This window comes from Methylomagnum ishizawai (genome assembly GCF_019670005.1).
Taxonomy (GTDB): domain Bacteria; phylum Pseudomonadota; class Gammaproteobacteria; order Methylococcales; family Methylococcaceae; genus Methylomagnum; species Methylomagnum ishizawai.
This window is the reverse complement of the sequence record NZ_AP019783.1, coordinates 2,111,419-2,134,568: the sequence shown is the minus strand read 5'-3', so window position 1 is coordinate 2,134,568 and position 23,150 is coordinate 2,111,419. Positions and strand designations below refer to the sequence as shown.

The following is a 23,150-nucleotide window of genomic DNA, read 5'->3' as shown; positions in this document are numbered from 1 at the left end:
CGGCCCCGGATCAAATCCCGGCCAGGGCATTGAGCTTATCTTCGTGATAAACCAGCTTGCCCTCCTCCACAGTCACCACCCCCCGCCGCCGCAAAGCCTCGAACAAGGCTTCGGCCTGGACATCCGGCTGCTTGCCGAAATGGGCGTTCAGGCTATTGAGCAGGGTTTCCCCCTTGCCCGGACGGGTTTTGGGGTGGGCCAGCAATAATCCGCAATATTCCTTCAAGCGCTGGTCGGGTTCCATGGCGGACGCCGCCACCGGCTTGGCTTCCTTCTTCGTGCCGACCCGCTCCGCCATCCGGCCCTGGCTTTTGAGAAGGCCCACCGCATGGTCCAAATCGGTATCCTCGGACACCTCATCACCTATCAATTTTCGGGTAGGCTTGAAGGCCGGAACGAATTTCGACTGACGAAGCGATGGGAACTGTAAAGAAACTGGCCGAGGAAGTAGGGCGTGGGCTGGAACAGGCCCTTCCTGGACTGCGCAAGACGGTGGTCGGGAAGCTGGCGCTGGCGGTGGGGGCGATGATCGAGGGGCGGACGCCGAACACGGTGGAGTTGGCGAACCTGCTGCCCTTGCCGACGGAGAGGCAGGACATGCGCGAGCAATGGCTGAGGCGCTTGTTGAAGAATCCGCTGCTGGGGTCGGCGGTGGTGATGGAGCCGTTCGCGCGGGCCGAACTCGCCCGGGCCGCGCGGAACGGCCAGACCGTGCAGTTGAGCCTGGACCAGACCGACCTCGGGGACCGGATGGCGGTGCTGATGGTGGGCGTGCGGGTCGGCGACCGGGCGCTGCCCTTGGCCTGGGTGGCGGAAGAGGGGCCGGCCAATATCGGTTTCGAGGGCCAGGAGCGGGTGTTGGAGCGGGTCCTGGCCTGGCTGCCGCCGGGGGCGGACGTATTGCTCTCGGCGGACCGGTTCTACCCCTCGGTGGCCTTGTTCGATTGGCTGGGCGCGCGGGGCTGGGGCTATCGGCTGCGGTTGAAAGGCAATGTGCTGGCGGACACCGGCGAAGGGGAGGAAACCACCACGGGCGGACTGGCGCGGGGCGCGGAGGAACGCTATCTGCCGGGAGTGCGGCTGTTCGCGCACGGGGTGATGACCCACGTGGGCATCCTCCACGAACCCGGCCATCCCGAGCCCTGGATCATCGCGATGGACTGCGCCCCCACGCGGGCGGCGGTGTTGGACTACGCGGCGCGCTGGTCCATCGAGCCCATGTTCTCGGATTTCAAGGGCCGGGGCTTCGGGTTGGAGGATTCGCAACTGGAACACGCCGACCGTTTGGAACGCCTGATCCTCGTCATGTCGCTGGCCATGTGGTGGTGCGTCCAGGTCGGGCGGGACGACGCCTCGGACCGTCCAACGCCGCTCGAAAAAAAGCCTGGTCGCAAACCGATGCCGGACACTGGAGCTTCAGGAAGCTCCGCCGCAGCTTGGTTTCCTGGTTCACCCGGGGCTTGCGCTACCTAAAGCGACGCCTACAAAACGACATGCCTTTGCCCGCCTTTTGCGCGGCCATGCGAAATTGATAGGTGATGAGCCTCGGACACGATGACGAAGCCTGTATCCTCGGGCAATTGCGCCATCAGCACGCCCGCCCAGAAGGTGATGCCGAAATCGGCGGCGTTCTTGCCATTGCCCGGCGTCTTGACGATCCTCAAACGGTTGGCGTTCACCACGGCGGTCAAATCGACGATCCAATCGATGGGCACCCTGGCCCCGCTTTGGGCGTAGCAAATCACCACCTGGGAATATTGCTCCAGGCTTTTCATCAGGTGGTTGATTTGGTTGGGGCAGTTTTCCAGGTCGATCAACAAGACCCGGCCCGGCGGGACTCCGGCAGCCTCGTCCGACATAGGGCGCTCCGTTGTTTTTTTAGGTCTTTGCAGAGAGCGGCGGGCCGCGACCCGCCCTACACCATCGGAAACCCCTTATGCCAATTCAAAATCCCCTCCGGGTCGAACTGGCGCTTGATGGCGTGCATCAACCGCAAGGACGCGGCATCGAGTTCCCGGTCCACATAATCCCGCTTCTCGATGCCGACGCCATGCTCGCCCGACAGCGTGCCGCGCAGACGCAAAACCAAGCCGAACATCTCGTCCAGGCAAGCATGGGCCTTGTCGTCCTCGCCCGGCTTGCCCGGATCGTAGAGCAGGTTGACATGGATATTGCCATTGCCCGCGTGGCCGAAATTGACGATGGGCAGGCCATATCGCGCCGACAGTTCGTTCAGCCCCGCGATCAATACCGGCAGTTCGGTCACCGGCACCACCACATCCTCGTTGATCTTCTTGGGCGCGATCTTCCGCAAGGTGGGCGAAAGCGCCTTGCGGGTCTGCCATAGGGCTTCGACTTCCTCTTTCGTCTCGGCCACGCGGAATTCCAACAGCCCGGCATTCTCCGCCGCGGCGCGGATGCTGTCGATCTGCGGGGCCATGGCCTCCCGGAACCCATCGACCTCGATCATCAGCAAAGCCCCAGCCTGTTCCGGCAAGCCCGCCGTCGAATAGCGCCGCACCATGTCGATGGCGTTGCCGTCGATGAATTCCAGGGCGCAGGGCACGGCGGGCTGGGCCATGATCTTGGCGATGGCCTGGGCCGCCGCGCCCACGTCGCGGTAGACCGCCCGCAGCGTGCGCTGGGTTTCCGGCAGGGGCGTGAGTTTCAGCGTGGCTTCGGTGATGAGCGCCAGCGTCCCCTCGGAACCGATCAGCAAGCGGGTCAGGTCGTAGCCGACCACGCCCTTGGTGGTGTAGACCCCGGTGCGAATTTCCTCGCCCGCGCCGGTGATGGCGCGGAGGCCCAGGGTGTTGTCGCGGGGCGTGCCGTATTTGACGGCCCTCGGCCCGGCGGAGTTATAGGCGAGGTTGCCCCCCACGCTGCAAAACGCCGCGCTGGTGGGATCGGGCGGCCAGAAGAAGCCATGCGGCTTCACATAATCCTGGATCGCCTGGTTGGTAATGCCGGGCTCGACCACGATGTAGCGGTTGTCCGGCGAGAATTCCAACACCTGGTCCATGCGCTCGAACGAGGCCACCACCCCGCCGAACAAGGGCACGGTCGCGCCGGTGGTGCCGGTGCCACGGCCACGGGCGGTCAGCGGGATTTTGTATCCGTGGCAGGCGCGGACCAGGGCGGCGGCTTGTTCATGGCTCGTGGGAAACACCACGGCCTCGGGCAGGACTTGCCGCTTGCTGTTGTCGTAGCCATAGACCCAGCAATCGGCGGGCTCGGTGAACAGGGAACCCGCGGGAAAGATTTCCTTGAGCCGGGCCAGGAAAGGAGCGGGCAGGGACATGGGTTTTACTCCTCGCCGAACAGTTGTTGGTCGATCAAATCGCACAGGCAATGGGTGATGAGCAGATGCGCCTCCTGGATGCGGGCGGTCACTTCGGCGGGAACGCGCAGCTCCAGGTCGGTTTCCCGCAGCAAGGGGGCCAGCGCCCCGCCATCGCGCCCGTTCAGGGCCAGGACGCTCATATCGCGGTCGTGGGCGGCGGTCACGGCACCCAGGATGCTGGCGGAATTGCCGCTGGTGGTATAGACCACCAGGATATCGTCGGCATGGCCCAGCGCCCGGATTTGCTTGGCGAACACCTCGTCGAAGCGGTAGTCGTTGGCAATCGAGGTCAAGGCGCTGCTGTCGGTGGTCAGCGAAATCGCGGGCAGACCGGGCCGGTCGCGCTCGTAGCGGTTGATGAGTTCGGAGGTGAAATGCTGCGCTTGCGCCGCCGAGCCGCCATTGCCGCAGGCCAGGATCTTGCCGTCGTTGAGCAGGCAATGGGCCAGCCGCGAACCGGCGGCTTCGATCAAATCGCCGAGCCGCATGAGGGTGTCGTGGTTGGTTTCGGCGTTGGCGGTGAATTGGAGGAGGACGCGGTCTTGAAGGCTCATGGTGATTGGGCTTGGATAGGGAACTATGCCGCTGGGCGCGGCCCAGGAGGGTTGGTTTTGAAGAAAATCACGCCGGCGGGATGCGGGTCTCCTACCCCGCCTGGAAGGCATCTCTGACCCATCGTACCTCGAATCCTCCCGCCGCGGGCGACAGCGCCGCCACATCGAACCGGGCGGGCCGGTCGCAGCGCCGTTCCTGGAGGAAGCAGGTCGCCGTGGTCAACAACTTGGCCTGTTTGCGGCGGTCCACGCTTTCCAGGGCACCGCCGAATTTCTGGCTGGCGCGGTAACGGACTTCCACGAACACCAAGGTCGCGCCCTCCTCCATGATGAGATCGACCTCGCCATAGCGGCAACGGTAATTGCGTTCGACCAAGCGCAGGCCCTGTTCCTGCAAAAAAGCCAGCGCCCGGTCTTCCGCCCTGCGGCCTTGGGTTTGCGCGGGCGGCTTCGCGGTCACGGAGCGGCCGGTGCCGGCGCGGCGGGCCGCATCACCGGGGCGATGCCGCGGGGTTCCGGGTTGCCGTTCTGGAATTGGGCGCATTCCAATTGGCGTTGGAGCTTGTTGCCCGCGCCCAGGGACAACACGCCCGTGGCCCCGGCGTAGCGGTATTGCGGATCGAGCTTGAGCCGGTCCAGTTCGGGCAGCAGGCGGTAGGCGTCCAGCCCCAGCGCGATCAGCTTGGTGTAGTCCGGCGGGGTTTTGTCGATCTGGGATTGCAGGGCCTGGGCCGACAAGGCATCGCCCTGGTCAGGGTTCAACAGCCAAGGCACATCGCAGAAGATGAGTCCGTTCAAATCCTGGTCGGCCTGGGGATCGGGCTTGCCGCTATGCACATGCGACGTCGAATAGACCGGAATCCCCGCGCCCTGCCCGGTGACGAGTTGGGGCAGGATCGAGCGGGCATCGGCGGCATCGGCGATCAGGAAGACGAAATCCGCCGTGGCGGGCGCGGCGGCCTCCGGCGCGGCGGGCGCGACCCCCGCCAGCAAATCCTTGACGGCGGCGGAATAGTCCTGGCCGTGCTGGGTGTATTTCTTGGTCGCCCCGACCTTGCCGCCGAGGCCGCGCCAATAGCGGTTGAAATGGTTGACCATGCGCTGCCCGAACGGCGTCGAGGGGGCCAGCACCCAGGCATTCTGCTTGCCGTCGAACCAAGCGCTACCCGCCGCCTGCTCGACTTCCTGCTCGGGCGACAGGCCGAACTGGTACAGCCGGTCGTTGGCCGCGTCGCCCGCTTGGTTGAGTCCCAGCACCGGCACCGGCAATTCGCCACCACGGGCAAGGGTGGCGACCTGCTCTTTGATCAAGGGACCGACCACGCTGGTGGCCCCCTCGTCCACCAGCTTGCGATAGGCCGCGCCGATATCGCCAGCTTCCGAATTGACGAAGCGCAGCGGCAGCTTGGCGGGATTGGGGTCGGCGAAATGGGCGGCGATCATCCCGGCACGGACGGCCTCGGCGGCGGGGGCGTAAGGCCCGGTCAAGGGCAATAACACGCCGACGAAAGGGCCGGTCGGCGGTGGCGGGGCCGGTTGCGCTTCGGGGGCCGGCGCGGGTTCGGCGTTTGGAGCCAGGGGCGGGGTCGGCGACACCGCCGGTTTCTGGCCCAGGGGCGTGACCCGCACGCCGCGCCCGGCATCGCCCGCCATCTTTTGCAGGAACGCCCCGGCGGCGGGATGGTCGGGATAACGGGTTTCCCACTCGCTCAAGGCGGAACCCAGGCCGCTGGGCGGGATGCTTTTGAGGATGCGGGTCAAGGCCATCCAGCCCCCCAGCACATCCGGCCAGGGCGGTTGCCTCTGGGCCAGGACGCTATCCGGCAGGCGCGATAGCGCGTCGTAGATGGCCTCGTTGTTCTTGTCGATGGCCTCGGTTTGGCTGAGCATCGGCCCGAGTTCCACCCGCTCGCGGGCGCTGGCCAGCATATCGCCCAACTGGTTGTAGGCCGAAGCCCGCAGTGTGTGATAATTCTGCGCCTGGCCGCTGGTGAGCTGGTCGGCGGCGACCGTATCCAGCTTGGCCATGGCTTCCCTGGCCCGGCCCGCGTTGAGGTCCAAGCGGCTTTGCAGCAACAGGAATTGGTTGCGGTCCACCCGGTCCAATTCGCGGGGATTGACCAGGTTGGCGAGTTGCCGGGCGCTGCCACCATCGCCCGCCCGTAGCGCCGCGTCGGCGGCCCGCATCAGGTAATAATCGGCATCCCCGGAAGTCTGCGCCAGATAACGGTAGCGTCGCATCGCGCCCTCGTAGTCGCCGGAACGGAACAGGCTCTCGGCCTGGGGGTCGGGTTCGGGAGCGCCGCCCAGGCCGGGCAGCGACCGGCCCGCGCATCCGGCCAGGGCCAGGACCAGCGGCAACACGGCAAACGGGCGGAAGTCTGGGCGCATCGGCGGCATTCCCTGAAGGTAAATCAAGATTTGAAAAGAGAGGCGGGCAAGTGGCGGAAATCGAGCGGGGCATACTATACCTAGTGGCGACACCCATCGGCAATCTGGCGGATTTTGGCTTCCGCGCCGTGGAAACCCTGAAAAAAGCCGACGCCATCGCCTGCGAAGACACCCGCCACAGCCGTCCCCTGCTCGACCGCTACGGCATCGACCGCCCCCTGTTGGCCCTGCACGAACACAACGAGGACGCCCAAGCCCGGCGTTTGGTCGAACGGCTCATGCGCGGCGAAACCCTCGCCCTCATCTCCGACGCCGGCACGCCCCTCATCAACGATCCGGGTTTCCCCCTGGTGCGGCTGGCCCGCGAAGCCGGGCTCCGGGTGGTGCCCATCCCCGGTCCCTGCGCCTTGATCGCCGCCCTCTCGGCCTCGGGGCTGGCCACCGACCGCTTCGCCTTCGAGGGCTTCCCGCCGCGCAAAGGCCCGGCCCGGCTGGCCTTGTTCGGGTCGCTCGCGGACGATCCCCACACCTTGATTTTCTACGAATCCTCGCACCGGGTCGAAGCGACCTTGCGCGACCTCGCCCAAACCTTCCCGCCCGGACGCCGCCTCGTCATCGCCCGCGAACTGACCAAGCTCTACGAAACCCTGGCCATGACCACGGTGGACGCGGCCCCCGCCCTCCTGGAACGGGAACCCGACATGCGCAAAGGCGAATTCGTGCTGGTGCTGGAAGGCGCTCCGCCCGCGCCGCCGGACGGCGGCGAACTCGACGCGGAACAGACGCGCATCCTCAAACTGCTGCTGGCGGAATGCTCGGTGAAGACGGCGGTGGGCTTGGCGGTGAAGATCACCGGAGCGCGGCGCGAGAAGCTATACCGGGCGGCGCTCCAATGGTCGGGGGAACAGGCGGACGCGGCTTCAAGCGCGGGATAAATGGCCGGGACGGGGGCTATTCCGGGCGTCCCTCGCGGGAATAATTCCGCAAAGGCGCCTCCTCGGGTTCGCTGGGCTTGACGGTTTTCCTATGGCCGTCGTCGGTCAGCTTGGCGACCATATCCTCCCAGGACGTGTATTTCTTGAATTCCGGGTCGCCGGCGGCGATCTTCACGGTGACTTCCTGCTTGGCCAGCGCGATGACCTCCTCGGGGGTTTTGCCGTCCACCGCCGCGACGAAGGCATCCGGTCCCGCCTCCTGGGTTTTGATCTTGTCGATGATGCCCATCGAGGTATCGAACAACACCCGCTCGTCGGTGGGCATATAGCGCTTGACCTTGACCGCCGACTTGTAAAGGGCGACCCGGTTCTTGCCGCTGACCTCGTCCGTCCTCGAAGTGAAGGCGGGCAAGAAATAAATGACCGCGAACAGCGCCATGACGGCGGCTAGGATTTTCATTGATGTTCTCCGCTGGTGTTTTTGGTGTGCGGGCGCATTATAGCCCGGATGTCGCGGGGACCGGCCAGGAACGCCCGGCACGGTCGGGACCCCGACGCGCTTGGACAACGCGATGCGTCCCCGGTTCGCCCAGGACGGCGGACCGCGCCCACCAAGCCCGGCGACGACCGATGCCGCGCCTTAGCAAAACCCGGCAACCCGCCGCACTCCGCCCATCGCGGCCGCCAAACAAACCCTTCACCCACCGCAAAACCCCATATTATCTTGGCCGATCCCAACCCCACCATCGGACTGGATTGCCATCCAGCCGACCGCTTGGCCCACCCCCCTGCCTGGGCGGTATTGTTATGGTTGCTCCTGTGGCTTCCCCCGGCGTTCGCGCAACCGGATGACACCCCTTTGGAAAAGGTGGTCCTACAACTCAAATGGTTCCACCAATTCCAATTCGCCGGGTATTATGCCGCCAGGGAACAAGGCTATTATGCGGCAGAAGGACTGGACGTGGATATCCAGGAGCGCATGCCGGAAGAAAGCCCCATCCAGCGCGTCGTCTCGGGCGCGGCCGATTATGGCGTCGGCGACTCCAATATCGTCGCCCAATATGCCAATGGCGTACCCGTCACCGCTTTGGCCGCCATTTTCCAGCACGATCCCTTGGTGTTCATTAGCAAGCGCAGCTCCGGGATCATCAGCCCTTATGAAATGGTCGGCAAGCGCATCATGTTCGATAATACCGGAGGCAATGAGGCCCCGCTGCGGGCGCTGCTGGAGCATAGCGGTATCACATCGGACAGATATACTTTTATAAAATATAACTTCGACAACGCGGCGCTACTCCTGGACCAAGCGGACGTGATGCCCGCCTACCTGACCAACGAGGTCTATTATTTCGAGCAGGAAAAAGGCATCAAGCTCAATATCATCAACCCGCAAAGCTATGGGCTCGATTTCTACGGCGATATCCTTTTCACCAGCCAGCGGGAAATCGCCCAACACCCAGGCCGCGCCGCCCGCTTCCTCCGCGCCTCGCTCAAAGGGTGGCAATATGCCCTGGCCCATCCCGAGGCGGTGATCCAAACCATCAAAACCCATTACCACAGCCGACACGGCCTGGAACAATTACGGTTCGAGGCCCGCCAATGCCGCAAGCAAATCCTGCCGGATGCCATCCCCCTGGGCCGGCTCGATATCGAGCGCCTGCGCGGTATCGCCAATATCTTCCACGGACTCGGGCTGGCCCAGTCGATGGGCGAAACCAAACTGCGCGAATTCGTCCACGGCCCCCCCAGCGCCCTGGAATTGAGCGCCGAGGAACACGCCTGGCTGGGGCGGCACCCGGTCATCCGGCTCGGTATCGACCGTGATTTCGCCCCCTACGAATGGATCGACGGCAACGGCCAATATACGGGCATGGCGGCCGATTTCATGGCCGCGATAGAAAAACGGCTGGGCGTGAAATTCGCGCTCGTCAAGGACAAGCCCTGGCACGAAATCCTGGAGATGGCCCGGCATGGGGAGGTGGACATGCTCAGCGAGGCGGTCAGCACCCCGGACCGGGAACGCTACCTCAGTTTCACCCAGCCCTATGTCACCAACCCGGTCATCATTATCAACGATAACCGCCATGGTTATATCGGCAGCCTGGATCGCCTAGTCGGCAAACGGGTATCGATACAACAGGGCTATTTCGTGCAGGAGCGCCTGGACCGGGATTATCCCTTCATTGAATTGGTGGCCGCCGATAACGTCAGGCAAGCCCTGGAATGGGTTTTGGAAGGCAAGGCCGACGCCTATATCGGAGATGCCGCCTCCGCCAGCTATACCATCAAGCAACAGGGGTTTTTGAACCTGAGCTTCGCGGGACAAACCCCTTATCAAAACGCCAATAGCATCGCGGTGGTGAAATCCCAGCCCCAATTGAAATCGATCATGGAGAAAACCCTGGCCGATATTTCCCACAGCGACCGGGCCGAAATCATCAATCATTGGATGGGCCTGCGGATCGAACAAGGCATCAGGGCGGAAACCGTGCTGAAATACGGCATCGCCCTGGCCGCGCTATTCCTGCTGTTCGCCTATTGGGTTTCGCGCTTGCGCCAGGAAGTGGCGGCGCGGCGGGAAAGCGAATCCCGCCTAGTATCGCTCTATACCCATATGCCGCTGGGTTTCGCCCTGCACGAGATCGTGCGCGATGGGCAGGGAGACGTGGTGGATTACCGCTTCCTGGAAGTGAATCCGGCCTTCGAGCGGATCACCGGGATACCCCGCGAACGCTGGATAGGCCACCGGGTCCGGGAAGTCTGGCCGGAGATCGGGGAATCCTGGATCGAATCCTGCCGGGAAATCACGGCCTCGGGCCGTTCCCAACACGGGGAAATCTTCATCCCCGGCAACCAGCGCTGGTATTCCGCCTACAGCTACAGCCCGGCCCCCGGACAGTTCGTCGCCTTGATCCAGGATATCACCGGGCGCATCGAAGCCCAGGCCGCCTTGAAGGAATCCCACAACCTGTTGCAAACCGTGCTGGAAACCCTGCCGATGCGGGTCTTCTGGAAGGACCGGCTTTCCCGCTTCATCGGTTGCAACACCTTGTTCGCCCAGGACGCCGGGCTGGACTCCCCCGCCGACCTGGTCGGCAAGGACGATACCCAACTGGGATGGCGCGAACAGGCGGAGCGCTATGTCGCCGACGACCGGCAGGTGATGGAATCCGGCGTGGCCAAGCTGCTGTACGAGGAACCCCAGCCCGACGACGCGGGCGGCATGACCTGGATACGCACCTCGAAAGCCCCGCTCCGCAACGCGGCGGGGGACATCATCGGCGTGTTGGGGGTGTACGAGGATATCACCGAGCGCAAGGAGGCCGAGGACCGCTTGCTCAAATTATCGCTGGCGGTGCGGCAAAGCCCGGAAAGCATCGTCATCACCGACCTCGGAGGCCGGATCGAATATGTCAACGCCGGCTTCGAGTCCATGACCGGCTACGTGGCGGCGGAGGTCATGGGCCGCGATATCCGCTTCCTGGGCGCGGACCCGGCCCAGGACGACAGCGCCGTGTGGGCCGTCCTCGAGCGCGGCGAGACCTGGAACGGCATCTTCCGCAACCGCCGCAAGGATGGCGTGGAATATGTCGAATCCGCCCATATCAGCCCGATCCGCCAGCCGGATGGACGCATCACCCATTATCTGGGGATCAAGGAGGATATCACCGAGAAGATGCGCGACGCCCAGGAATTGGAACGCCACCGCCACCACCTGGAGGAACTGGTGGCGAGCCGCACCGCCGAACTGACCGCCACCCGCAACGCCGCCGAAGCCGCCAACCGCGCCAAGAGCGCCTTCCTGGCCAATATGAGCCACGAGATCCGCACCCCCATGAACGCCATCCTGGGATTGACCCACCTGATCCGGCACGACCGGCCCACGGCGGAGCAACTGGACCGCCTCGACAAGATCGACGCGGCCTCCCGCCATCTGCTGGCCGTCCTCAACGATATCCTGGACCTCTCCAAGATCGACGCCGGACGCTTGGAACTGGAGGTGGTGGATTTTCCCCTGGCCTCGGTGCTGGAACAGGTCGGGGCGCTGATTTCCAGCCAGGCGGCGGAAAAGGGCCTGCGCCTGACGGTGGACGCCGGCGATGTGCCGGACTGGCTGCGGGGCGATCCGACCCGGCTGCGCCAAGCCCTGCTCAACTACGCGGGCAACGCCGTGAAATTCACCGAGCGGGGCGGCATCGGCCTCGGCGCCCATCTCGTGGCGACGCGGGAGGACGGCGGCCTGCTGGTGCGCTTCGAGGCGCGGGACACCGGCATCGGCATCGCGGCCGACCAGCTCGGCCACCTGTTCAAGGATTTCGAGCAGGCCGACAGTTCCACCACCCGGAAATACGGCGGCACCGGGCTGGGGCTGGCGATCACCCGCCGCCTGGCCCGGCTCATGGGCGGCGAGGCGGGCGTGGAGAACCGTCCTGGCGGGGGCAGCGTGTTCTGGTTCACGGCCTGGCTGGAACGGGGGCGGGAATCCAGGCCCGGCCCCCGCCATCCCAGGGCGTCCCAAGCCGAAACCTTGCGCCAACGGCATGGCGGAGCGCGGGTGCTGCTGGCGGAAGACCACGATATCAACCGGGAAGTCGCGGTGGAATTGCTGCGCGTGGCGGGGCTCGCGGTGGACACGGCGGCGCATGGCGGCGAGGCCGTGCGGAAGGCCGGGACCACCGGCTACGACCTGATCCTGATGGATGTGCGGATGCCGGAGATGGACGGCCTGGAAGCCACCCGCTCGATCCGGGCCTTGCCGGACCGGGCCGGGACGCCCATCCTGGCGATGACCGCCAACGCCTTCGCCGAGGACCGGGAAGCCTGCCGCTTGGCGGGCATGGACGATTTCATCGCCAAGCCGGTGGAACCGGAAACGCTGTACACCGCCTTGCTGCATTGGCTACCGCCCCGCAACGCGCCGGACCCCGTCCCGCCGCCGCCCGGCCCGGCCCAGTGCGATATGGAATGGGCACGGCGCTTGGCCGCCGTGCCGGGCCTGGATATCGGCACGGGCCTTGAAAATCTGCTGGGCAACAGGGAGCTGTACCTGCACCTGCTGGGGATGTTCCTGGAACAGTACGGGACAGCGCCGGAACGGTTGGCACAGCATTGGGCGGCGGGGGAATCCGGGGAAATCCAGCATATGGCCCACCGGCTCAAGGGTTCGGTCGGCAGCCTGGGCGCGCTCGGGGTGCAGGCCGCCGCCGAAAACCTGCTGGCCGCCCTCCGGCAGGGGGAAGGCGCGGAGCGGGTCGCCCCGCTGGTGGAAGCCTTGACCGCCGAACTGGCGGCGCTGCGGGATGGACTGAACGCCGCGCTGGGCCGGACCCCACAAGGGCCGGGCAGCCGCCCCTAGCCACCCAGGCCGGACCCGGCGTCCCCATCGAGCCATTCGGGGTGCTCGGCGCAGGCCGAGCGCAACAAGGCCAGCGCCGCCTCATAATCGTATAGGGTCAGCAACTGCTTGAGTTCGGCCGTCTTCCGGCCCAGGACGGCGTTCAGCAGCGGCTCCGCCTCCTGGAACACCCCGCCCGCCCGCATATCGTCCTCGGCCAGCAAACGGTACAGCCGGGCGATGACCCATCCCGCCCGGTTCCCATCCGGGGCCACCGCCACCCGCGCCTGGGGCTGCTCGGGTATCGCGCGGATCGCCTCGACCAAGACCCGGTGTTCCTGTTCCAAGGGGGCGGCCAAACCCAGGAGGACGTCCATGGGCCGGGCTTCGCGCAGGGCGGTTTCCAGGTCCAGGGCCAGGCCGCGCACCCGTTCCGCGCCAATGGTGCCCGCCGCGCCCTTGAGCGAATGCACCACCAACCGGGCGGCGGTGAATTGGCCGGTTCCGAGCAACGCGCCGAGCTTGGCGGTATCCTCGGCATGGACCTGGGCGAACAAGCGCAGCAGGCGCAGATAGCTGTCGCGCTGGCCCAGGACCCCGCGCAAACCCAATTGCGCGTCCACACCGGGCAGGGCGTTCCAAGGCTCGGCGGCGGGTTCGGACCGCGCCGGCGGATCGGCGGGTTCCGGCACCGCCCCGCCGGATTCCGGGGCGGCGCGGGAGGGCAGCCATTTCGAGACGGTGGCGAACAAGGCCTCGGGTTCCACCGGCTTGCCGATATGGTCGTTCATGCCCGCCGCGAGGCAGCGGGTGCGGTCCTCCTCGAAGGCGTTGGCCGTCATGGCCAGGATCGGCGTCCCGGCCCGGCCCGGTAAGGCCCGGATCGAACGGGTGGCCTCCAGGCCGTCCATCTCCGGCATTTGCACGTCCATCAGGATCAAATCGTAGGCATTGCGCCCGGCGAGTTCGACCGCCTGCACGCCGTTCCCGGCCAAATCCACCGAGAACCCCAAGCGGCGCAGCAGCTCCGAAGCCACTTCCTGGTTGATGGGGTTGTCCTCGGCCAGCAAGAGACGCGCGCCTCGGAATTTACGCACCATGATATCCCGCTCCTGATGGGGGACGGGAGCCGCGCGCGCGCGGTCCCCGCCGTTGAAAACCTTCACCAGCACATCATACAGGCTGGACGGCGTGACCGGCTTGGACAACACCGCCTCGAACCCGGCCTCGGCCATCGCGCGCTCCGGCGGGAATTGGGTGAAGGCGGTACACAGCACGGGGGCCGGGGGCCGGGCCAGCGGCATCTCCCGCAGCCGCCGGGCGGTGGCGAGGCCGTCGAGTCCGGGCATCCGCCAATCCAGCACCAGCACTTCGTAAGCCTCGGACCGCCGGTCGGCCGCGACCACGGCGGCCAGCGCCTCCTCGCCGCCCGCGGCCATGTCCACCCGCATCCCCATTTGGCGCAGCAAATCGGCCAAGGCTTCGCGGGCTTCCGGCAAATCGTCCACCACCAAGGCCCGCCTGTCCTTGACCCGGCCATTCAAGCGCTTGGGCTGGGACGTGCCCTTGCCCAGCCGCACCGTGAACCAGAAGGTGCTGCCCACGCCGGGTTGGCTGAGGATGCCGACCTCGCCGCCCATCATCTCGACCAGGCGGCGACTGATCGCCAACCCCAGCCCGGTGCCGCCATAGCGCCGGGTGGTGGAACCGTCGGCCTGCTCGAACGCCTTGAACAGGCGGGCCTGATGCTCGGGCTCGATGCCCACCCCGGTGTCGCGGACCTCGAAGCGCACCTGGATATCGTGTTCGGTCTCCTCGATGGCCTGGGCGCTGACCATGACGAAGCCCTGTTCGGTGAACTTGACCGCGTTGCCGGTGAAGTTCAAGAGGATTTGGCCCAGCCTGAGCGGGTCGCCCTTGAGCAGGCCCGCGAGCCTGGGCGATTCGCGGAACACGAGTTCCAAACCCTTGGCCTCGGCCTTCTCGCGCACCAAATCGCAGACCTTGTCCAGCACCCGGTCGAGTTCGAAATCGGTGTTTTCCAGCACCAGCCGGTTGGATTCGATCTTGGAGATATCGAGGATATCGTTGATGATCGCCAGGAGGTGCTGGGCGGCGTCGTTGATCTTGCCGAGATAGCCCTGCTGGCGCACCCCCTGGGCATCGCGCCGGAGCAAATGGGTGAGGCCGATGATGGCGTTCATCGGCGTGCGGATTTCATGGCTCATATTGGCGAGGAACACGCTCTTGGCGCGGCTGGCCTGCTCGGCCACATCCTTGGCGGTGGCCAACTGGGTCTCGGCGCGGCGGCGCAACAGGATGCGCCAGAGGTCGTCGCCGACCAATTGCAGTTCGTGCATATCCGACTCGTCGTAATCGGCGGGCTTGTTGCCCACGCCCAACAGCAAATGGACCTGGCCGTCGCCCATCACCGGCACGGCCATATGGCGCTGGACCGGGCCATCGGCCAGGACGTCGCCCGGCCCGTCCTGGGGGTAGGCGTTGTGGATGCACGGGCGGCGGATACGCACCGGATCGGCCCAAGGCCCGGCCTGGACCAGGGAGCGGTCCGCGGCCGGCGGCTCCAGGCCGGCCCCCACCCAGGCTTGCAGCGCGAGGCCGGCACCGTCCTCGCCCACGGCGTACAGATAGCCGAAGGCGCTGCCGGTCAACCGCGCCGCCTCGGCCACGCCCTGCCCGAGCAGGTCGGCCTCATCCAGCCCGGCGGCTTTCTGGCTCAGGGCGAACATGGCCTTGAGCCGGGCGTCGCTGGTCAGGAGGCGGCGGTTGGCGGTTTCCAGCTCGGCGGTGCGCTCCGCCACCAGGTCCTCCAGGTGCTTGCGGTAATGTTCCAGCTCGCGCTCCACCGCCTTGCGCCCGGTGATATCCTCCTTGACCGCGAGGTAATGGGTGACCCGGCCATCGGGCTGGCGGATCGGCGAGATGCGGGCGAACTCGGTATAGAACCCGCCATCCTTGCGGCGGTTGACGAATTCGCCTTCCCAGGGCAGGCCCTGGGCGAGGCTGGCCCACAGCGCCTCGTAGGTGGATTTGGGGGTGTGTTCGGAATTCAGGATGCGGGGGGTCTGCCCCAGCGCCTCGGCCCGGCCATAGCCGGTGATGCGGGTGAAGGCGTCGTTGACGTATTCGATGCGGGCTTCGAGGTCGGTGATGACGATGCTGTTGAGGCTCTGCTCCACCGCCAGCGACAGCTTGCGCAATTCTTCCTCGGCCCGCACCCGCTCGGTCACATCGTGCATGACCGCCAGGATCGCGGCCTCGTCGCCCTGGCCCGGAATAGCGATGGTATGGATTTGCACGGTGCGGTGCCCGCCGTCCTTGCGGCGGATGGTCCATTCCTCGCCCACCAAAGGCTCGCCCCGGCACATCCGCTCCATGCGCTGGCGGGCCGCTTCCGGGGCCTCGGATTCGGCGCAGACGGTCCGGTACCAGCCCAGTTGGTTGATCTCGTCCAGGCTGTAGCCGGTCAGGTTGCGCATGGCGCGGTTCCACACGGTGAAGCGGGCGTGGAGCGGCCCGGCCTGGGCATGGCAGACCGCGATGCCATCGACCTCGGCGTCGATCACCGATTGGGTGAAGGCCACCTGCCGTTCCAGGCGCAGTTGCAGCGCCTTGCGCTCGGTAATATCGCGGACGATGGCCTGTAGGTACACCGCGCCCCCCATCTCGACCCGGCCCAGGGCGATCTCGACATCGAACAGGCCGCCATCCGCCCGCCGGGAACGCCACTCGAAGAACTGCGGCCCCTCGGCCAGCGCGGCCTGGGTTTTCTCGCGGGCCACCGCCTCCGAAAACCGTCCGTCGGGTTGCCGTTCCGGGGAAAAATCAATCGGGCCGCGGCCGACCACCTCCGGGCGCGGCAGGCCTAACATGGCGGCCCCCTTCTCGTTGCAGTCCAGGAAGCCGGTCGCGTCCTGCAGGAAGATGCCATCGTTGGCCATCTCGAACAGCAGCCGGTATTTGGCCTCGCTGTCGCGCAGTTCGCGCTCGGCCCGCTTGCGCTCGGTGATATCGCGCACGATGGCGGCGAAATAATGGCGACCCCTGAGGTTCACCAACCGGTTGCTGACATAGACATCGCGCACCCCGCCGTTCTTGTGGCGGTGCTGGTTCTCGAAATCGGCCCCGCCGGTGGCGAAAATCTCCCGCGTCTTCTCCGCGATCACGGCGCCGGTATGCCCCTGCCCGCCCTGGAGGTCGGGGATGCGGAGCCGGGCGAACTCCTCGCGGGTGTAGCCCAGGTCGCGGCAGGCGGCATCGTTGAATTCGACGAAGCGCAGGGTCTCGGCATCCACCAGGAGGATGCCGTCCCCGGCCTGGCTGACGATGGCCCGGTAGAGTTCCTCGCTGTCCCTGAGGGCGCGTTGGCGGGCCTCGCGCTCGATGGCGATCCCGGCCAGATAGGCGGCGGCGGTGATGCGCCCCAGATCGTCGGCGCCGGGCGCGCCGGGCACGCCGCGGTAGATGGCGAAAGTCCCCAACACCTGCCCCCGCTCGCCCCGGATCGGCTCCGACCAACAGGACGCGAGGCCGGCCGCGGTGGCGGCGTCCCGGAACCCGACCCAGAACGGATGGGTTTGGAGGTTCTCGGCGACCACCCGCCGGTTTTCGTGCGCCGCGGTCCCGCAACAACCCACCCCCGGCCCGATTTCGACGCCATCGCAGAAACGGTTGTAGGCTTCCGGCAGGCTGGGTCCGGCCCCATGGCGCAGACGGCGCGATTCCGGGTCCAGCACCAGGATCGAGCAGAGGGTGCCGGGGGCTTCGGCCTCGACAGCGCGGGCGATGCCATCCAACACCCCGGCCAGGGGCACGCCCCCGGCGATCCGCTCCAGGATGTCCATCCGCGCCCGTTCCCGGCGCTCCAGGCGCTTGCGCCCGGAGATATCGCGGCAGACGCAGAAGGCCAGCATCCGCCCGTCGATCTCCGCGCCCGAACAACTGACCTCCACATCGATCTCCGTGCCATCCTTGCGGCGATGGCGGGTCTCGAAGCACGTCCCCTCGGGTCCGGCCCGCCGCAACATCGCCTCCAGCTCAAGGCGGCCCCAACGCATGTCCCAATCCCAGACATGCAAGCTTAGGATTTCGGCGGCGGAATAGCCCAGCATCTCGCAATAGCGCCGGTTGGCTTCGCAAACCCCGCCCTCCGCGTCGATGACCACGATGCCGTCGGAGGATTGCTCGAACAATACGCGCCGCCGGACGGCTTCCCCGGCGATGGACCGCGCCGCCCGCTTCTGCTCGGTGATATCGCGCACCACGCCCTGGTGCATGACCTTGCCGTCGATCTCGAACGCCGTCAGCCGCACCTCGGCGTCGAACTCGGTGCCGTCCAGCCGCCGATGCCGCCATTCGAAGAACTGGGGATGGCCGCTGGACGCCAGCCCGATCCGCTCGGCTGCGGCGGTGGAATCGCGGCCATCCGGCTGCGTGGGCGGCGAAAACCGCTCCGCCGTGGCCCCGATCAGGTCGGCGCGGGCGCAGCCGAAGACTTCCAGCGCCTTGGGGTTGCAATCCACGAACACCGGCCCGTCCGAGACCAGGATGGCGTCGGCGGCGGTCTCGAACAGGGCGCGGAAACGGGCCTCGCTGTCGCGCAGGGCATCCTCGGCCCCGCGCAGCGCCGTGATATCGCGGGCGATGCCCAGGACGCCGATCAAACCGCGCTCCGGCTCGAACAAAGGCGTCTTGACGGTCTGGAACAAGCCGCGGTAGCCGTCGGCGGCGAATTCCAGCCATTCCTCGTTGACGCAGGGCCGGCCCGCCGCCGCCGCCGCCCGGTCGTTGTCGCGGAAGAAATCGGCCAGTCCGGCGGGAACGAAATCGTAGTCGGTCTTGCCGACGATATCCGGCCCGGCGGCCCCGAAGAAGCGCTCGAAACTGGGATTGCAGGCCAGATAGACGCCTTCCGGGTCTTTGAGCCACAGCGGGTCGGGGATGGCGTTGAACAAGGTCCGCAACAGGGCACGCTCGCTCTCCAATTCGCGCTGCGCCCGCCGGGTCGCGGTGGCGTCGCGGAACGACCAGAGCCGCGCCCGTTGCCCCGACCATTCGATGGGACGGGTGAAACGCTCGAACACCCGGCCATCCGTGAAATCCAGCGTGTCCCACCGCTCCTCGTCGCTGGCGTAGAGCCGCTCCACCTCGCGCCGGAAGCCTACGGGGTCTTGCAACTGGCCCAGCACATTCTCCAACAAGCCGCGGTCGCGGCCCTCGGCCAGGAGCGCGTCGGGCACGCCCCATAGCGCCTGGAAGCGCCGGTTGCACGCCAGCACCGCGCCGTCCTGGCCGATCACCAACAACCCGTCGGCGGTGGAATCGAGGATGGCCCGCAACATCGCCTCGCCCCGGCGCAGGGCTTGCCTGCTCAGCACCGTCTCGGTGATATCGCGGGAAATCGCGAAGATGGCGGGCTTCCCGTTCCAATGGCCCAGGGAAATGCGGGTATCGGCCTCGATCCAAGCCCCATCGGCCCGCACCAGGGGCAAAGGGCAGTTTTTGCGCTCCCCGGCGATCATTTCGGCCAACATGCGCCGGGCCTCTTCCCGGACCGGCCCGGGATGGGCCGCGAGCGCCGGTTGTCCCAACAAGGACGGCCCATAACCCAGGCCGTCGGCCACGGCGTGGTTGTAATGCAGGATGCGGCCATCGGCGGCGTCCACCACGAACACGAAATCGTCCATCGCCCCGAACAGGCCGTCGAGGTTCTGGCGTTGATGGGCCGCTTGTTCCTGGTCGTGCCAGCGGCGCAGGGCTTGGCCGAACTGATGGGCCAGGGTTTCCAGGGCGGCCAGGGTGTTGGTGCCGAATCGTCCGCCCCGCTTGCGGGCCAGGTTGAGGCAGGCCACCGCCTCGCCCCCGACCAGGATCGGCAGCACCAAGAGCGCCCTGATGCCTTCCCGCGCCACGTCCTCGCCCTGGATCAGGTCGTGGTCGGAGCAGTGCGGGCCGGGATCGGCGCAAGCGCAGCGCATCCGGCCTTCGCGGATGATCCCGGCCCTGGGGGAGTCGGCGGGGACCCGCTCCACCTGCGCGACGAAGGCGTCGGACAGGCCGCGGTGGACCTCGAGTTCATAATCGCCCGCCGCCCGCCGCCAATAGAGTCCGCCGCCGTCGATTTCCGGCAGGGCCAGGGCGCTGTCCAGGATCGCCGCCAGCAAACTGTCGCGGTCCGGCTCGCCGTTCAGGAACCGGGCGAATCCGAGCTGGGTCTGGAGCAGCAGTTCGGAGTGCTTGCGCCCGGAAATATCGGCCAGGGTGCCGACCGTGTGCAAGGGCCGCCCCCCGGCGTCGTATTCCACCACCCGCGCCCGTTCGTGGACCCAGAGCCAAGCGCCATCGGCCCGGCGGATACGGTATTCCATCTCGGACAAGGGATGGGCGGCGGACAAGGCCACCTCGATCTGGTCCAGGACGCGGGGCCGGTCCGCAGGGTGGACCCACTCCAGCCAATCGTCCAGGCTACGCGGCGCGGCGGCGGGGTCGCCCCCCAACAAGGCCAGGGCTTCGGGACTCCATTCATGGCGGTCGGCGCGGTGGTCGTATTCCCAGATGCCCAGCCCGGTGGTTTCCAGCGCCAGGCGCAGGCGGTGTTCGGCCCGGTTTTTCTCTTCGTGCAGGGCTTGGCCTTGGCGCCAGCTCTCGTCGAGCAATTGGATGCCGAGCTTCTCCAGCAAACGGTGTTGGCTGACCACCCCGGCCAAGCGCCCGTCCGCCTCGACCACCGGCATTTGCCGCACCCGGTGCCGCGCCATGAGTTGCGCCGCCTCCGCCACATCGGTTCCCAGTCCCAGGCAATGCAGGGGATGGCTCATGACTTCGGCCAGGCGGATGCGGGCGGGATCGGCATGGCGCACCAGGAGTCCGGGCATGTCGCGCTCGGTGAGGATGCCGACGGGCCGCCCATCCTCTACCACCAAGAGATGCTCCCGGCGTTCCTGTAACATGCGCGCCAAGGCCTCGGCCAGGGAAGCCTCCGGGGCCATCGTGCCCAGGTCCCGTTCCATGACGCTACGCAAATCCTCGATCTTGCGGAAGATATCGAGGCCCAGGTGGGTGCGGAAATCGGTGCTGGACACGACGCCCACCGCGCGGCCCTGGCCATCCACCGCCACCAGGTGGCGGACACGGTGGCGTTGCAGCAAGGTGTAGGCGGCGCGGAATTCCAGGTCCGGCGGGGCCGTCACCAAGGGCGCGCTCATGAAGCCGGACACCGGCGTTTCCAGCGGCATCCGCTCGCACAGCAGCCGCACCATGTCGCGCTCGGTGAGGATGCCCAGGGGCCGGTCGCCCTCGACCACCAGCAGCGACGAAACCCTGGCTTCGCTCATGCGGCGGGCCGCCGCCTCCAAGGAACACTCGGGCGGCACGCCCAGCACCCGTGCGCTCATGATGTCGGATAGTTTGAGATGGGCGATGGCGTTCATAGGGACATTGGCCGGGCAGGATGGCGGGCGGTGTGGGGCGGCGGCTCATCCCTCTTGGGACGGCTCGCACGGTTCCGGTTCCGGTTCGGCATGGCGCTGGGCGATCCGTTGGAACTCATCGAACACCTCCAGGAAGGCATCGACCATGTCGGGATCGAAATGGCGGCCCCGCTCCCTGGCGATCACTTCGCGGGCCTCGGCGAAGGGCAGGCCGGCCTTGTAGACCCGGTCGCTGATCAAGGCGTCGAACACATCGGCCAAGGCGATCAAGCGGGCCGAGACCGGAATCGCTTCGCCGGCCAGCCCGTCGGGATAGCCGCCGCCATCCCATTGCTCGTGGTGGTGGCGGGCGATCTCCTGGGCCAAGCCCAGGAATTCCAACGAGCGCTTGGCCCGGCCCAGCACCTCGCCGATGGCATCGCCGCCCAGGCTGCTGTGGGTCCGCATGACGGCCTGCTCCTCCGGGGTCAGCCGGCCCGGCTTGAACAAAATATGGTCGGGGATGCCGACCTTGCCGATATCGTGCAACAGGGCGGATTTCGCCATCACCTCGATGACGCGCTCATCCAGGACCCCCGCGAACCGGGGATGGCCCAGCAAACGCCGCGCCAGTACCCGCACATATTCCTGGGTGCGGCGCAGATGCGCCCCGGTCTCCTGGTCGCGGATTTCCACCAGCCGCGCCAAGGCCTGGATGCCCGCCTCCTGGACCACTTGGTTCTCGCTGAGGCAGCGGGCCACCTGGGATTCGAGGTAGGCCGTCTGGTCGCGCAGGCCGTCCCGCGCCCGTTTGAGTTCCAGATGGGCGCGGACCCGCGCCAGGACCACGGGAGGGCGCAGGGGCTTGGTGATATAGTCCACCGCGCCCAGCGCCAGGCCGCGCGCCTCGTCCTCCGGCGTGTCCAGGGCCGTGACGAAGATCACCGGGATATCGCGGAAGCGGGGGTCGTCGCGGAGCCGGGCCAGCACGGTATAGCCATCCATGCCGGGCATCATGATATCGAGGAGGATGAGGTCGGGGGCGGGGGGGGTCGTGACCACGGCCAGGGCGCGCTGGCCGGAATTGGCGACCCTGACACGGTAGAACGGCCTGAGCAAATCGCCCATCACCGTGAGGTTTTCCGGCCCGTCGTCCACCACGAGGAGGGTGGCATCGAAACAATCTGGCGTGCGCTGCTTATCCAAAATCCAACCTCTCACGGAACCCGGTGCCAGACCGGCCCGCGCTTTTTGAAATGCGTTATCGCGCCCCTCTCCCCGGACCGGAGGGCGCCTCTTTCCCGCGGTATGGTCGGAAAACTTCTTATCAAGCTTAAACCGCCATGTTAATACAAAAGCGGCCACAGGCTCATGACCGGGTATCCACGGCTGCGAGAAAAACCGGGACAGGCCGCCCCGCCGGGAAGCGGTCCGGGAAAGGACGAAGGACGGACAGGAGGCTTGGCAACCGGGGAAAGGATGGTATCCAAGGTGGCGGGCACCCCCCGCCAAGCGCGGGGCGGTTTATTCGGACGATTCCGCGGCCTCGACCCGCTGTTCGAGCAGGTCGATGGCGATACGCAGCAAGGCGTATTCCAAGGCGGTCTTGGCGTTGTAGAGGTGGCCGCGCTCGCCGCGCTGCAACACCGGGAGGCGTTCGGCGTTCTCGATGGCCACGATGGCATCGCGCAGGATGGCGGCTTCCCGGCTCGCCTCCTCGTAGGAGATTGTCCGCGCCATCGCCCCTGGCTACTCCTGAAGCCAAGCCAACGCCGCGTCCCGGTCGCTGAATATCCGCACCGCCAGCCCCCGGTTGAGGCAGGCGGTTTCCCAGAATTCCACGCCATCGACCCAGTCCCGCCCCGCGCCCGGCATCAGCAAGGCTTCCCTGAAGCTGGACGGAACGCCGGAATCCTGGAGGAAATCCACCAGGGCGTAGAGGTCGAACAGCGAATGCCCGCCTTGCAACTCCAGGCAATCGGCCAGCACCAGGAAGCTCGCGTGCCGCCGGGCCGTATCGATTGTGGTCTCGACCGCCGCCCTGAGTTCCTCGGGGGTCAGTTCCCCGCCGAACACCGCTTCGACGACGCCGGTGCCGGAATGGTAGGTTACTCGCCACATCGTACCACCGCCCGCTTGACTTATACTTTGATCCGGTATCCC

General features: G+C 66.6%; 14 protein-coding genes. 3 read left to right on the top strand and 11 right to left on the bottom strand.

What is annotated here, in order from left to right; genetic code table 11:
• Positions 1-10: 10 nt before the first annotated feature.
• Positions 11-355, bottom strand: coding sequence for a hypothetical protein (locus K5658_RS09760; RefSeq protein WP_221066738.1), 345 nt, complete (start codon positions 353-355; stop codon positions 11-13).
• Between the two features lie 62 nt (positions 356-417).
• Between K5658_RS09760 and K5658_RS09755 the strand changes: the two genes are divergently transcribed.
• Complete coding sequence (locus tag K5658_RS09755) at positions 418-1,473, top strand: transposase (protein ID WP_221063840.1); 1,056 nt, start codon at positions 418-420, stop codon at positions 1,471-1,473.
• Between the two features lie 8 nt (positions 1,474-1,481).
• Here the strand turns inward: K5658_RS09755 and K5658_RS09750 are convergent, their stop codons facing one another.
• The 5 genes from K5658_RS09750 to K5658_RS09730 all read right to left on the bottom strand — a co-directional run bounded on the left by K5658_RS09750 (position 1,482) and on the right by K5658_RS09730 (position 6,288).
• On the bottom strand, positions 1,482-1,859 hold the full coding sequence (locus K5658_RS09750; protein ID WP_221066737.1) for a PIN domain-containing protein: 378 nt from the start codon (positions 1,857-1,859) through the stop codon (positions 1,482-1,484).
• A 56-nt stretch (positions 1,860-1,915) separates the two neighbouring features.
• A complete protein-coding gene (locus tag K5658_RS09745) occupies positions 1,916-3,301 on the bottom strand; it encodes an FAD-binding oxidoreductase (protein WP_221066736.1) in 1,386 nt (461 codons plus the stop codon).
• Positions 3,302-3,306: 5 nt separating this feature from the next.
• Positions 3,307-3,897 (bottom strand): phosphoheptose isomerase, encoded by a 591-nt coding sequence (locus K5658_RS09740; protein WP_221066735.1) that lies wholly within the window; start codon positions 3,895-3,897, stop codon positions 3,307-3,309.
• Between the two features lie 91 nt (positions 3,898-3,988).
• Positions 3,989-4,357: a YraN family protein gene (locus K5658_RS09735; protein ID WP_246628607.1), complete on the bottom strand. Its 369-nt coding sequence runs from the start codon at positions 4,355-4,357 to the stop codon at positions 3,989-3,991.
• Positions 4,354-6,288, bottom strand: a complete 1,935-nt coding sequence (locus K5658_RS09730; RefSeq protein ID WP_221066733.1) for a penicillin-binding protein activator — start codon at positions 6,286-6,288, stop codon at positions 4,354-4,356. Before K5658_RS09730 ends, K5658_RS09735 begins: the two co-directional genes overlap by 4 nt.
• Positions 6,289-6,371: 83 nt before the next feature.
• Here K5658_RS09730 and rsmI point away from each other — a divergent pair, with 83 nt between their 5' ends.
• Positions 6,372-7,223, top strand: coding sequence for a 16S rRNA (cytidine(1402)-2'-O)-methyltransferase (rsmI, locus tag K5658_RS09725; RefSeq protein ID WP_246628606.1), 852 nt, complete (start codon positions 6,372-6,374; stop codon positions 7,221-7,223).
• 16 nt (positions 7,224-7,239) lie between these two features.
• On the opposite strand, the gene K5658_RS09720 is transcribed toward rsmI, so the two are convergent.
• Positions 7,240-7,683 carry a hypothetical protein gene (locus K5658_RS09720; RefSeq protein ID WP_221066732.1) on the bottom strand — a complete coding sequence of 148 codons (444 nt, stop codon included), beginning with the start codon at positions 7,681-7,683 and terminating at the stop codon, positions 7,240-7,242.
• A gap of 408 nt (positions 7,684-8,091) precedes the next feature.
• Here K5658_RS09720 and K5658_RS09715 point away from each other — a divergent pair, with 408 nt between their 5' ends.
• Positions 8,092-12,579 carry an ABC transporter substrate-binding protein gene (locus K5658_RS09715; RefSeq protein ID WP_246628637.1) on the top strand — a complete coding sequence of 1,496 codons (4,488 nt, stop codon included), beginning with the start codon at positions 8,092-8,094 and terminating at the stop codon, positions 12,577-12,579.
• On the opposite strand, the gene K5658_RS09710 is transcribed toward K5658_RS09715, so the two are convergent.
• The 4 genes from K5658_RS09710 to K5658_RS09695 all read right to left on the bottom strand — a co-directional run bounded on the left by K5658_RS09710 (position 12,576) and on the right by K5658_RS09695 (position 23,108).
• A complete protein-coding gene (locus tag K5658_RS09710; RefSeq protein ID WP_221066730.1) occupies positions 12,576-21,008 on the bottom strand; it encodes a PAS domain S-box protein in 8,433 nt (2,810 codons plus the stop codon). The genes K5658_RS09715 and K5658_RS09710 overlap by 4 nt on opposite strands.
• Before the next feature lie 45 nt (positions 21,009-21,053).
• Complete coding sequence (locus tag K5658_RS09705; protein ID WP_246628605.1) at positions 21,054-22,193, bottom strand: HD-GYP domain-containing protein; 1,140 nt, start codon at positions 22,191-22,193, stop codon at positions 21,054-21,056.
• A gap of 318 nt (positions 22,194-22,511) precedes the next feature.
• Positions 22,512-22,727 carry a hypothetical protein gene (locus K5658_RS09700; protein WP_221066729.1) on the bottom strand — a complete coding sequence of 72 codons (216 nt, stop codon included), beginning with the start codon at positions 22,725-22,727 and terminating at the stop codon, positions 22,512-22,514.
• Positions 22,728-22,736: 9 nt separating this feature from the next.
• Positions 22,737-23,108: an STAS/SEC14 domain-containing protein gene (locus K5658_RS09695; RefSeq protein ID WP_221066728.1), complete on the bottom strand. Its 372-nt coding sequence runs from the start codon at positions 23,106-23,108 to the stop codon at positions 22,737-22,739.
• Between the last annotated feature and the right edge of the window lie 42 nt (positions 23,109-23,150).